Here is a 12,621-nt window from a genome sequence, read left to right as displayed (position 1 = left end):
AGGGTTTGGAAACGCAGAACAAGAAGACGAGCGAAAATTGATGCCGACACTGTTTCGCTTTGTCGTGACCCTCGCGATTCTGGCCGGCATTGCCTATGGTACGATGTTCGCGCTGGTGATGTTCGTCGAGCCGAAAAAAGCGGAGATGAGCGTGCGCATCCCCCAGGAAAAGCTGAATCCCCGGAAAAACTGAGCTCCAGGAAAAACTGAGCTCCAAGAAGAAACCGATCTCGGAACCGCCTGAAGGAAATGAACAGCGCCGCCCGCATCGAAGCCTTTCTGGAAATGATGAGCGCCGAGCGCGGCGCTGCCGAGAACACGCTTTCCTCCTACCGCCGCGACCTCGAGGACGCTTCGACCGAAATCGATGGCGGGCTCGCCGGTGCGGCCGCGGCCGATATCCGCGCCTATCTCGACGAGATCGCCGCGCGCGGCTTCGCGCCGACATCGCAGGCGCGCAAACTGTCCGCGATCCGTCAGTTCTTCAAGTTCCTCTATGCCGAGGGCCTGCGCGGCGACGACCCGACCGGCACGCTGGACAGCCCGAAAAAGGGCCGCCCGCTGCCCAAGACGATGAGCGAGGCCGAGACCGGCCGGCTGATCGACCGTGCGGCCCTCGAGGCCAGCGATCCCGGGCTTGGCCATGGCGACAGGCTGGCGGAGCTGCGCCTGCATGCCTTGGTCGAAGTGCTCTACGCCACCGGACTGCGCGTTTCCGAGCTTGTCGGCTTGCCTGTAACGGTGGCGCAGCGGGATGACCGTTTCTTCATGGTGCGCGGCAAGGGCGACAAGGAGCGCATGGTGCCGCTGTCGGGCAAGGCGCGCGCGGCCATGCGTGCCTGGCTTGCCGCCCGGGCCGGGGTGCCCGCTTTCGCCGAAAGCCCGTTCCTGTTTCCGGCAGCATCCGACAGCGGCTATCTCTCGCGCCAGGTCTTTGCCCGCAACCTCAAAGGACTGGCGGCGCGCGCCGGCATCGCCTCGGCCAAGATATCGCCGCATGTGCTGCGCCATGCTTTCGCCAGTCATCTCCTGCAGAACGGCGCCGACCTCAGGGCCGTGCAGCAGCTGCTTGGCCATGCCGACATATCGACGACACAGATTTACACCCATGTGCTGGAAGAGCGGCTGGTGCGGCTGGTCAACGATCATCACCCGCTTGCCGACTAGGCCTCATATCGCTATGTGAGGACGACATTTCACTGCCCGGAGCCTTGGTTTCAAGGGTTCCGCGGTCCTTGCCTTCCGACGTATCGGTCCGCTCAAGCATGTACAATTACCTCGATTTCGAAAAGCCGGTGCAGGATCTTGAGCTCAAGATCCTCGAGCTGAAGAAGCTTGCCGAGAACGGCGAGGCGGTCGACGTCGCCGATGAGATCACCAGGTTGGAAAAGCGGTCGCGCGACGCGTTGCGCGATCTCTACAAGGCACTGACGCCGTGGCAGAAGGTGCAGGTGGCGCGCCACTCCGACAGGCCGCATTGCGTCGACTACATCAAGGGCCTGTTCAGTGACTTCACGCCGCTCGCCGGCGACCGCAATTTCGGCGAGGACCAGGCGATCGTCGGCGGTTTCGCCCGTTTCCGCGGCGAGCCGGTGGCGATCATCGGCCAGGAAAAGGGTTCGGACACGACAAGCCGCCTGAAGCACAATTTCGGTTCTGTGCGCCCCGAGGGTTATCGCAAGGCCGTGCGGCTGATGGAGCTTGCCGACCGCTTCAAGATTCCGCTCCTGACGCTGGTCGACACCGCGGGCGCCTATCCCGGCGTCGGTGCCGAGGAGCGCGGCCAGGCCGAAGCCATTGCCCGCTCGACCTCGGCCTGCCTTGCGCTCAAGGTACCATCGATCTCCGTGGTCATCGGCGAAGGCGGCTCGGGCGGCGCCATCGCCATCGCCACCGCCAATCGCGTCTATATGCTCGAACATGCCATCTATTCGGTGATTTCGCCGGAGGGTGCGGCTTCGATCCTGTGGCGCGACACCACGCGCTCCAAGGACGCGGCGACCAACATGAAGATCACCGCGCAGGATCTTTTGGAACTGAAGATCATCGACGCCATCATCCCCGAGCCGATGGGCGGCGCCCAGCGTGCGCCCGAGAAGGTGATTGCCGCGACTGGCGACCTCATCGCCAAGACGATGAAGGAATTCGCCGGCGCCAACACCGATTTCCGCGAACAGCGCCGCGAGAAATACCTGGCGATGGGCCGCAGCCTCTGACCGCCTGACGGCGCAAAGAGGCCATCGGAAGCTGCCTGCCCACCGCAATGTGGCGGCAATGAGCGCTTTCGCCACAAAAATGCCGCCGGATTCGGTTCAATGAAATTGCCGTGAGGGGTTGGTCGAAGCTTGCGGTAAGGAATTTTCAACGTTAACGGGCTTACGGTCCGTCGGTGTTCAGCATGCGGGCTTGGCTGTTGCGAAGCCATTGGCCCGAGGAAAAAAGACATAGCCCTATCCATGTTTGCCAAGCTCGCCCGCACCGGAGTCGTCGCCGCCTCGATAGCCATCGCCGGCTGCAATGATTCGTCGATGAAGGATTTTGCGCCTGAGGCCAACAAGCCGCTGCCCGACAAGATCCTGGCCGACATGAGGGCCAAGGGCATGGTGCGCACCTCTTCGGTGATGGCGCGTATCTTCAAGGAAGAGGGCAAGCTGGAGATCTGGAAGGCCAAGACCAACGGCCGCTACGACATGGTGGCGAGCTACGACATCTGCAAATGGTCGGGCAAGCTCGGACCGAAATACACCGAAGGCGACCGCCAGGCGCCGGAAGGCTTCTACACGGTCCGTCCGGCGCAGATGAATCCGCGCTCGAACTACCATCTGTCCTTCAACATCGGCTTTCCCAACGCCTATGACCGCGCCAACGGCCGCACTGGCCAGAATCTGATGGTGCACGGCGCCTGTTCGTCGTCGGGCTGCTATTCGATGACGGACGCGCAGATCGAGCAGATTTATGCCTTCGGCCGCGACGCCTTCCAGGGTGGCCAGACCGAATTCCAGGTTCAGGCCTTCCCGTTCCGCATGACCGCCGCCAACATGGCGCGCTACCGCAACGACCCGAACTATGAATTCTGGAAGATGCTGAAGGTCGGCTACGACAATTTCGAGATCACCAAGGTGCCGCCGAAGGTTGATGTCTGCGAGAAACGCTATGTCTTCAACCAGGTCGCCCCCGAAGGCACGACCTTCAATCCAACCGGCCCCTGCCCGGCAATGTCGCAGCCGGATTCTCTCAAGACGGCCTACGCCGATTATGAGAAAAGCTATGACGCGGCATTCAGCGGCGCGCTGAAATCCAGTACGCCCGCCCCCAAGCCGACCATCGCCGGCATCAAGGAAGCCAGCATCGTCTCCGACTGGTCGAAGCGCCGGGCGCGCGGCGAGCGTGTGCCGATCGACCCGCCGTCACTCAATGCCGACGGCTCGGTCACCGAGACGATGCGCATGGGCCGCATCGATTCGCCCGCTGGCCGCAAGATGGCGGCACTTGAGGCCGAGAAAGCCGCCAAGCAGAAGGCCGAGGAACAGAGGCTGGCGGCCATAGAGGCCGCCAAGCAAGCCAAGGAAGCCGCCAAGGCGCAGGCTCTGGCCGAAAAGGAAGCTGCCAAGGCGCAAGCCGTGGCGGCAAAGGAAGCAGCCAAGCAAGCCAAGCAAGCCCCTGTCGCCACAGCGACCATCGCGGCCCCCACCGAGGCGCCACCGGCCGAAACGCAGGCGGCGAGCGCCGAGGAGAGCCGGGTTACCAAGCTGAAGAACAAGCTGCTCGGCATGTTCGGCGGCTGAGGTTGTCACCTTGGCCGAAGTGACAGCCATCTACGACCTCAAGGGACTGAACTGCCCCCTGCCCGTGTTGAAAGCGAAAAAGCGTCTGGCTGGGATGCAGCCGGGCGGCCGGCTCTGGCTTGAGACCACCGATCCGCTGGCTGTCATCGACATCCCGGCATTCTGCGCCGATAGCGGCCATCAACTGATCGAGACTTCAGCCATTTCCGGAGGCCACCGCTTTCTGGTCGAGCGCGGCGAGACGATCTGAGAGCGCTTTCTGCTGGGTTGGCGCTGCCCCTCATTACCCCGCCGGGCATTTCTCCCGTAGAGTAACGGGGAAAAGACGCTGCCGCCGACCGCTTCGCCAACCGCCAGCGTTGTAGAAGCACCGGCGTTGCGGCCATCTCCCTTCTCCCCGTCACTATACGCCGAGAAGGTGGCGGCAGCCGGATGAGGCGCGGCGCGACGTTACGAGAATTGATTGGACCCGAAAGCGTTACCGCCCGGCGATCGCCAGCGGATTGTTTTCCAACGCCGCGCGGTCGGGCGTGTCGATCGATGGCTGGTTGGTGAAGGCGGCGAACAGCCGGCGCACATAGTCTTCCGGCATGTCGAGCGTGATCAGCACCAGCCGCGTGCCACGCTGGCCGTCCGGCCAGGAAGGCAGCCGCGCCGGCGGATGCAGGATTTTCTGCACGCCATGCACGACCAGCGGCCGCGACGGATCCTCCTCGAGTTCGATGACGCCCTTCATGCGCAGCAGGCGCTCGCCATGCGTGGAGCGCAAAAGGTCGAGGAACATCTCGATCGCCGAGAATGGCACCGGACCGTCATGCACCAGCGAATAGGAGCGCACGCGCTGATCGTGCCGGTGGCCATGATGGTGATCATGACCATGATCGTGATCATGGTCGCCATGGTGGTGATGGTCGTGATCGTGCGCCGCCTCCTCGCCAAGCCAGCGCCGCACGTCGGCGGATTTGGTGGCGGGATTGTAGAGGCCGCAGTCAAACAGCGCCGCCACGCCTGTCCCGGTATCGGCGGCATCAAGCAGTTCGGCACCCGGGTTGATCTGCCGCAGGCGCGCCCGCAACGTGTCGAGGTCGCCGGGATCGGTCACCAGGTCGGCCTTGCTCAAGATGATGCGGTCGGCGACCGCGACCTGCTTGACCGCCTCGACATGGGCGTCGAGCGTGGCATTGCCATTGACGGCATCGACCAAAGTGATGACGCCGTCGAGCCGGAAGGCCTGGACCAGCGCCGGATGCGCCATGATCGACTGCAGCACCGGCGCCGGATCGGCAAGCCCCGTGGTCTCGACGATGACGCGCGCGAGCCGGCCGATGCGGCCGGTCTGCAGCCGGTCGACGAGGTCGGCCAGCGTGTCGACCAGTTCGCCACGCACCGTGCAGCACAGGCAGCCGTCCGAAAGCTGGATGATGCCGTCGGACGCCTGCTCGACCAGCAGATGGTCGATCGCCACCTCGCCATATTCATTGATGATGACCGCCGTGTCGGCCAGCGCCGGATCCTTCAGGAGCCGGTTGAGCAGCGTCGTCTTGCCGGCGCCGAGAAAGCCGGTCAGCACCGAGACGGGAACGGGGAAGCCGCTCATTGGCTAATTCGCGGCTTTGACCGGCTGGTCGCCCTGGGCAGCCGAACCCGCCATGGTCGGACCGGCGCCGGCCGGCACCGGCATGTCAGGCCGCCAGCTTGGGATCGGCACGTCGGCATACTGCTGCTCGCCGTCGTCGAGCATCGCCTTCGGTGCCGGACCGGTGGCGCCGCCGAGGCCGACGGCAACCAGCGTCGGCACATGATCGAGCTTCTCCCGATAAGGCGATTTCGACCCGTCCTTGGCGGCCGCTGGCGGCGCCTCGGACTGCTCCTCCCGCTTCCTCTTCTTGCAGATCTCGTCATGCATGTCGTTGGGAGAGACGGTGTCGCCGTAAGGCGCCAGCGTCGTGATTGTCGTAGAGCCGGCGTCCGGCGTGTCAAAACCCTGGTCGAGCAGCCTGGCCGCGGCTTGGGCACGGCTGACCGCCGATTTCTCGCCGAGCACCACCGCCACCAGCGTGCGGCCGTTGCGGGTCGCCGAGCCGATCATGTTGAATCCGGAAGAGCAGACAAAGCCTGTCTTCATGCCATCGGCGCCGGGATAGCGGCCGATCAGGAGATTGTAGTTCGGGATCGCCTTCTTGCCGACCGCAAGCCCCTCGATAGAGAACCACGGCGCATATTGCGGAAACTCGCGGCGGATCGCCATCACCAGGATCGAAAGGTCGCGCGCCGTCGTGTACTGGTCGGGCGAGTAGAGGCCGTTCGGATTGACGAAATGGGTGCCGTTCATACCGAGCCGGGCCGCTTCGGCGTTCATGCGTTCGGCGAAGGCGGCTTGCGAGCCGCCGACATTCTCGCCGACAGCCATGGCGATGTCGTTGGCCGACTTGACCAGCATCATCTTCAGCGCATTGTCGAGCCGCATCACCGAACCCGGCTTGAAGCCCATCTTGCTCGGCGGCTCGGCGGCGGAATGTTTCGTCACCTTGATCGGCGAATCAAGCTGGACTTCACCGGCCGCGATCGCCCGGAAGGTCACGTAAGCGGTCATCAGCTTGCTGAGCGAGGCCGGATACCAGCGCTTGAACGCATCCTGCTGCTGCAGGATCTGGCCGCTTTTCAGGTCGAAGACAACCACCGGATTGGCCAGCGCCGGCCCGGCCAGGACCGACAGCACGATTGCGCCGGCCGAGAATAGTCTGAGGAAATGCCTGTGCCGCATGATCTAATCCGAAATCGCCTCTTGCCCTGATTGCCCCTGGCTCCGTAAGATTTCGTTACGTGACCGCCAGCATAATGGGTCCGCCCCTCAAAAACGGACCGCATCGTCGCGGTGCTATTTACCCTATGTGACGCCAACATGGCAAAGTGCCTGACAATCACAATTGCAGAACACCGGGCACAATTGCAAAATACCAGGCTGAAACCGGCTGCTCCAACAACGAAATGGAACCATCATGCCAATCCTGAACCGCGCCGCCGAAATGCAGGACGAAGTTGCCGGCTGGCGCCGACATCTGCACCAGACGCCGGAGCTAAACTTCGATGTCTTCAAGACGGCGGCCTTCGTCGCCGAAAAGCTGAAGGAGTTCGGCTGCGACGACGTGGTGACCGGCCTTGGCAAGACCGGCGTCGTCGGCATCATCCGCGGCCGTCAGGGTGAAGGCACCACTATCGGCCTGCGCGCCGACATGGATGCGCTGCCGCTCAACGAGATACCGGGCAAACCCTACGCTTCGACCGTTCCCGGCAAGATGCATGCCTGCGGCCATGACGGCCATACCGCGATGCTGCTCGGTGCCGCGAAATACCTTGCCGAGACACGCAATTTCGCCGGCTCGGTGGCGGTGATCTTCCAGCCGGCGGAGGAAGGCGGCGGCGGCGGCCACGAGATGGTCAAGGACGGCATGATGGAGCGCTTCGACATCTCCAGGGTGTTCGGCATGCACAACATGCCGGGCCTGCCTGTCGGACAGTTTGCCATCCGCCCAGGCCCGATCATGGCGGCGACGGCCGAATTCACGATCACCGTGAAGGGCCGGGGCGGTCATGCCGCGATGCCGCATGGCACGATCGATCCGATCGTCATCGCCAGCCAGTTGGTCGGCGCGCTGCAGACGATCGCCTCGCGCAGCACCGATCCAGTCGAAGCCGTGGTTGTCTCGGTGACCAAGTTCCATGCCGGCGACGCCTACAACATCATTCCCGAATCGGCCGAGATCGCCGGCACCGTGCGCACCTTGCGCAAGGAGGTCGCCAGGAAGTCGGAAGAGCGCATCCGTGCCATCTGCGAGGGACTGGCGACCGCCTTCGGCGCCAGGATCGAAGTCGACTACGATGCCAACTATCCGGTGACGTTCAACCACGCGGAAGAGACCGTCTTCGCCAGCGACGTGGCGGCCGACGTGGCAGGCGACGCCCATGTCCACCGGGGCATCCAACCGGTGATGGGCGGCGAGGATTTCTCCTACATGCTGGAAGCCCGGCCCGGCGCCTTCATCTTCATCGGCAATGGCGACACGGCCGGTCTCCACAACCCGGCCTACGACTTCAACGACGAAGCCATCCCGCACGGCATGAGCTACTGGGTGAAGCTGGCGGAAACGGCGCTGGCCGCCTGACGGCTGTCCACAAGATGCCGGCCGAATTGCCTTCGGCCGGCCTCTTGGCGAAACGGTCCGAAGCGGCTATGTGTCGGGCCGCGTGGTCCCGTAGCTCAGTAGGATAGAGCGGCAGATTCCTAATCTGTAGGTCGCAAGTTCGATTCTTGCCGGGATCACCACTCGCAAACCCATACAGCGCAACGCTTTGCGGGTGGCCGGCCCTTCCAAAAATCCGATGATTTTGTGTTGCGTCGCTCCGCAACACAGAACGAGCAAACACAAGGGGTCGGAACCCAGCGCAAGCGCGTGCCCGCAACATGAACGCAGCAGGCCGGCGCCTGCGTTGTGCTAGCTTGCGGGGTATTGTGGAACGCTTGCGGGCGTGCATAATGTCGCTCTTAGACAGGGGTCCCGCACGGGGACCGAAAATCATATCGGCCCAACTTTGAAAGTTTAGGCCCGCGCCGAAAGCGCCTGACGCGTACAACCGCGCCGCCTGTCTCACTCCTCCATCGGAATCATGATGCTCGTCGGCGCAAGCTGGAGAGCTGTCCGATGGACGACACTACCGAGAATGAACTGGGCCTCATCTGGGGCGCCGAGAATATTGCGCGTGCGATCGGCAGGAAGCCGGGCATCACGCTGCATATGCTTCAGAATGACCATATCCCTGGCGCAAAGCAGGTTTGCGGGCGCTGGGTGATCGCGCGGAGTAAGTTGCTTGAAGCCTTCGGCATGACGGAGGCGGCGTGATGGACGCGGACGAGTTCTTCATCGACCAACTGGTCAAGCACACCGGCGGCAAGAAGGTCCTCTGGTCCTTCGTCTTTAACGGCAGGCGATGCGTGCTAACGACGCACCAATTGATGACCCAGAACGAATTCAGGAAAAGGGTGTTCGAAACTGTTCACCGCTTCCCGCCAAGGCGGGCGTCGATCAACTTCGAACGCTACATCGGCAATCTCATGCGCAATTGCGTTGAACAAGAAAACGCCGGCCCTGAGTGAACAGGGCCGGCGCAATGGAGAGTTGGCACACTCGAAAAGCACATCCCGAGCTTGGGCAATGCTCGCAAAACACTACCCTACCACAACCCTGAATTGCAACTGATTTTAATTGGGTAGGGCAATGACACACCAACCATCACCATCTGAGCGCTTTGCCGCGCGGTTTCGCGGCTACGACGCCGCCTACGGCCGCTATGTGATCCAGCGAGTAAACGAAAAGGGCAAGAACGACGGTAAGGCGACTACGATAGTGGAGCCGGTCACGCAGGCGCTATTCGATGACCACCTCGACGGCAAAAGCGCGCTTGGCATCCTGCCTCTCGATGCCGGCAACAAGGTGAGTTGGGCTTGCATCGACATTGATGACATCGGAATCAACCACAAAGCGCTGATCAAAAGGATTGATGAGCTAGGCCTACCGCTGATGGTCTGTCGTTCAAAGTCAGGCGGCGCACACTGCTACCTCTTTCTGGATGGGCCTTCGGATGCCGCTGCCGTGCGTAGCTACCTCGTCACATGCGCGGCAGCGCTTGGACACGCTGGCACCGAAGTCTTTCCCAAGCAGATTGAGCGCAAGGAAGGTGAGGTCGGGAACTGGCTCAATCTCCCCTACTTCTTCGCGGAAAAGACCAACCGCTATGCTGTGGCAGACGACGGCGAAGCGTTGCCCCTAGTCGAGTTTCTGGACAAGTCGGACGCAATAACGACGGCGGTGGAGAGCCTAGTCGCCCCACATGTGCCGGTCGAACTTGTACCTCTTAAACGTGGCGAGAAGTTCGTCCTTCCAGAGGTGATTCCAGAGGGTGGGACGATCTACGGCGGGCGCGACAACACCATCTTTAAGTACGGCTGCTCGCTTCGCGCTAAGGGCGCGGACGATGAAAAAGTCACCCTAGAGTTACGGATGGCCAATGCCGAGAGATGCGACCCGCCTCTGCCAAGAGACGACATGGAACGAATCACCAAACAGGTTCTAAAATTTGAGCAGGGGCATCCTATCCCTGAATGGGTCGAGGAGATGAATGACCGACACGCGGTCGTGGCGGAGGCGGGCAAGGCATTCGTCCTGAACACACGCGATTGGGACCCGGCTATGAAGCGACGGGTCCTCACCTACAGCAGCTTCACCGATTTCAAGAACCTCTATTGCAACGCATATGTCCAGATTGGCCAGAAAGATGGCGAAGCAAAGTATGCCGCCAGGGGCGCGGCGTGGCTCGCTCATCCGCAGCGCCGCCAGTTCAATGGTACGACGTTCGCCCCCGGCGACGACACGCCAGGTTGGTTCAATACGTGGCAGGGCTTTTCCGTCGAGCCGATACAGGGCGATTGGTCGCTTCTGAAGCGCCATATCCTCGAAAATCTGTGCAGCTCAAGCCACATCTTTTTCGACTATCTGCTTGGCTGGATGGCCTTTGCAGTGCAGCGCCCGCAGCAAGTCCCGGAAGTTGCGGTGGTGCTGATGGGAGGGCGGGGTACGGGCAAGGGCATGGTCGTCAATGCGCACGGAAGTCTCATGCGCGAGCACTACGTCTCCGTTTCAAACCCCGAGCATGTCAGCGGCAAGTTCAACGCTCACCTTAAGGACACGGTGATACTGTTCTTGGATGAAGCTTTCTGGGCCGGCGATAAGAAGGGCGAGGGTACGCTAAAGCGCCTCATCACTGACGAATTTATCCCGGTCGAGAAGAAGCGGATCGACGTGGTCATGTCGAGAAACTATTGCCATGTCTGGGTCGCATCCAACGAGAGATGGGCTGTCCCCAGCGGGCTGGATGAACGGCGCTTCTTCGTCCTCGATGTGTCCAAGGCGAAGCAACAAGATCACGAATATTTCGGCGCCATAGCCAAACAGCTAGACGATGGCGGAAGATCAGCGATGCTGTTTGATCTGCTGCATCTGGATTTGACCAACTTCAATCCCCGGCAAGCGCCGATGACCCCTGCCCTGTTTAGACAGAAGATCCATTCAATGGATAAGAAAACGGCGTGGTGGTTTGAATGTCTCTGGAACGGCGAGATCACGCTTAAGCGTGGAGACGACACCGATGACGAAGGCGCCAGCGGCTGGAAACGCGAGGTGGTGAAGGAGAAGGTGTATCAGGCCTACCTCGAACACTCGGGCAATGCTGGAGCTAGGGCACATCGAGGAACGCAGACCGAGCTTGGCATGTACCTCAACAACATCCTTCCCGAGGGATGGCCGAAGGATAAGCGTGTCGGGACGACAAAGTGGGACACTGATAGCGACGGAAAGAGACGACCGACACCAACGACGGCTCCAGGGTGGGAATTGCCCCGCCTTGAGGAATGCCGAGCTTGGTTTGATAGGGAGTCCAAGCAGACGAACGACTGGCCCGAAGTCTACGGCATTGATGACGAGGACATTCCATTTTAGCGAAAGGCTACCGACCTTGTTTTGTTCCAAATGCGAAAACGGCGAAGGTCGGTAGTGAAAAGTCCCAGCAAATCCAGAGGGTTCAAGAAGCTGCTACCGACCTTACCGACCTTACCGACCTTTTTGGGGTGTTACGCCTACTGGAAGTCGCAAGCTGCGCGCTTAACATAGCTGCAGGGTCGGCAAGGTCGGCTGAACCCTCGCGGCGTGCCGACCTCACTCGCCTTGCCTCCTCTGGAAAAGCCAGACGATGAAGAATTCCGAGCCTAGGCCGCCGTTTTATTGCGTGCGCCCCTCGATACCTGCTCGGCTAGAAAGTAGCGGACGACCCACAGTTTTTATATCTGTGGCTCGGCCAAAGAATGCAGCAATAACAACCACATAAATGTTCATGTTGCGCTCATGTTGGGTGCCGCCCTAAGCAATACACTGCCAACAACGGCACGAAAACACTTAGCGGATACACAGCAGATCCATGAATGACGTGCCCTATCCGATCCAGCGAAAGTACAGGGCCCGAAGCCGGACCACCAACGGCAAGGAGCTGCTGCCCGGTCTCGACGGGCGCAGCAAGTGGGCGCGCCGCCTGCATGACCTATGCAGCAATCACATTGCCGATCTGGGCGGGCCGCGCCACGTCACCCAGTCGCAATTCGTCCTGATCCGCAACGCTGCCAATCTGACCATCATTCTGGAAAAGTGGGAACTTCAGTTCGCAACTGAACCCACCATAAACGTGGGTGACCTGCTGGGCTATCAAACTGTGAGCAACAGCTTGCGTCGCGTGCTTGAGACGCTGGGCCTCAATCGCGTCACCCCTCCTCCCGATACGACGCCACACCTGGACCTGACCAAGCTCACCGATTCTGAGCAACAGCGGTTCCGTATCTTGAGCCATCAGGCAGGCGAGATCGGATTGCAGAGCATGTCGGAAGCTCAAGCGCTGGAACTGCAGACACTCATGACAAGGGCATCCGGCCGGGCTGTCGGCCCCTCAATCACTGACGCGTCGTACCGTGAACGGCCAACCCACGAACTCAACCTTTCGGTGAACCCCAAGTGACCCACGACATGCGAGCAGGCGACATCATAGCATCGCGGCGCGGGCACAGCTGGATCGTCGTCGCGGTGATCGAGAATGGCGCTCCCATTGATCTCCCCGCCGGACGCCACCTGCTTCTAGTCAGGGCTCATGACAGCGCAACCGGCACTGAATTGCTGCTGACGCTTCGGCCCGAATCTGACCTTCGGAAAGGCCATAGACGCAACGATTTCGAAGTCGGATA

The 12,621-nt window shown here is 61.4% G+C and carries 13 protein-coding genes and 1 tRNA gene; 12 read left to right on the top strand and 2 right to left on the bottom strand.

Features of this window, described 5'->3' with window-relative positions:
* Positions 1-40: 40 nt before the first annotated feature.
* From FJ548_RS27915 to FJ548_RS27895, 5 genes are all read left to right on the top strand, one after another.
* Positions 41-193, top strand: a complete 153-nt coding sequence (locus FJ548_RS27915; RefSeq protein ID WP_140608908.1) for a histidine kinase — start codon at positions 41-43, stop codon at positions 191-193.
* A gap of 56 nt (positions 194-249) precedes the next feature.
* Positions 250-1,167 carry a site-specific tyrosine recombinase XerD gene (locus FJ548_RS27910; RefSeq protein ID WP_140764474.1) on the top strand — a complete coding sequence of 306 codons (918 nt, stop codon included), beginning with the start codon at positions 250-252 and terminating at the stop codon, positions 1,165-1,167.
* Positions 1,168-1,265: 98 nt separating this feature from the next.
* Complete coding sequence (locus tag FJ548_RS27905) at positions 1,266-2,216, top strand: acetyl-CoA carboxylase carboxyltransferase subunit alpha (RefSeq protein ID WP_140608701.1); 951 nt, start codon at positions 1,266-1,268, stop codon at positions 2,214-2,216.
* Between the two features lie 240 nt (positions 2,217-2,456).
* Positions 2,457-3,785, top strand: coding sequence for a murein L,D-transpeptidase family protein (locus tag FJ548_RS27900; RefSeq protein WP_140608703.1), 1,329 nt, complete (start codon positions 2,457-2,459; stop codon positions 3,783-3,785).
* 10 nt (positions 3,786-3,795) lie between these two features.
* The gene (locus FJ548_RS27895) at positions 3,796-4,035 is read left to right on the top strand and encodes a sulfurtransferase TusA family protein (RefSeq protein WP_140608705.1); all 240 of its coding nucleotides are present in this window, start codon (positions 3,796-3,798) and stop codon (positions 4,033-4,035) included.
* A gap of 228 nt (positions 4,036-4,263) precedes the next feature.
* On the opposite strand, the gene FJ548_RS27890 is transcribed toward FJ548_RS27895, so the two are convergent.
* Together FJ548_RS27890 and FJ548_RS27885 are read right to left on the bottom strand one after the other, a co-directional pair.
* Positions 4,264-5,382 carry a GTP-binding protein gene (locus FJ548_RS27890; protein ID WP_140779582.1) on the bottom strand — a complete coding sequence of 373 codons (1,119 nt, stop codon included), beginning with the start codon at positions 5,380-5,382 and terminating at the stop codon, positions 4,264-4,266.
* Between the two features lie 3 nt (positions 5,383-5,385).
* Complete coding sequence (locus FJ548_RS27885) at positions 5,386-6,549, bottom strand: D-alanyl-D-alanine carboxypeptidase family protein (protein WP_140779581.1); 1,164 nt, start codon at positions 6,547-6,549, stop codon at positions 5,386-5,388.
* A 235-nt stretch (positions 6,550-6,784) separates the two neighbouring features.
* Between FJ548_RS27885 and FJ548_RS27880 the strand changes: the two genes are divergently transcribed.
* From FJ548_RS27880 to FJ548_RS30170, 7 genes are all read left to right on the top strand, one after another.
* A complete protein-coding gene (locus tag FJ548_RS27880) occupies positions 6,785-7,948 on the top strand; it encodes a M20 aminoacylase family protein (RefSeq protein ID WP_140691639.1) in 1,164 nt (387 codons plus the stop codon).
* Between the two features lie 84 nt (positions 7,949-8,032).
* Positions 8,033-8,109, top strand: a tRNA-Arg gene (locus FJ548_RS27875).
* Positions 8,110-8,485: 376 nt separating this feature from the next.
* Positions 8,486-8,683: a DNA-binding protein gene (locus FJ548_RS27870; RefSeq protein WP_140779580.1), complete on the top strand. Its 198-nt coding sequence runs from the start codon at positions 8,486-8,488 to the stop codon at positions 8,681-8,683.
* Complete coding sequence (locus FJ548_RS27865; protein ID WP_140779579.1) at positions 8,683-8,937, top strand: hypothetical protein; 255 nt, start codon at positions 8,683-8,685, stop codon at positions 8,935-8,937. The genes FJ548_RS27870 and FJ548_RS27865 overlap by 1 nt, the downstream gene beginning before the upstream one ends.
* Before the next feature lie 121 nt (positions 8,938-9,058).
* On the top strand, positions 9,059-11,335 hold the full coding sequence (locus FJ548_RS27860) for a DUF5906 domain-containing protein (protein WP_140779578.1): 2,277 nt from the start codon (positions 9,059-9,061) through the stop codon (positions 11,333-11,335).
* A gap of 475 nt (positions 11,336-11,810) precedes the next feature.
* Positions 11,811-12,398 carry a hypothetical protein gene (locus FJ548_RS27855; RefSeq protein WP_140779577.1) on the top strand — a complete coding sequence of 196 codons (588 nt, stop codon included), beginning with the start codon at positions 11,811-11,813 and terminating at the stop codon, positions 12,396-12,398.
* Positions 12,395-12,621 (top strand): hypothetical protein (locus tag FJ548_RS30170; protein ID WP_210242708.1); only part of this gene is annotated, 227 nt, incomplete at its 3' end. The genes FJ548_RS27855 and FJ548_RS30170, both read left to right, overlap by 4 nt.

Source organism: Mesorhizobium sp. B2-4-17 (assembly GCF_006441275.1).
In the GTDB taxonomy this organism is placed as follows: Bacteria; Pseudomonadota; Alphaproteobacteria; order Rhizobiales; family Rhizobiaceae; genus Mesorhizobium.
The sequence above is the reverse complement of the archived record's forward strand: the minus strand, read 5'-3'. Positions and strand labels throughout refer to the sequence as shown.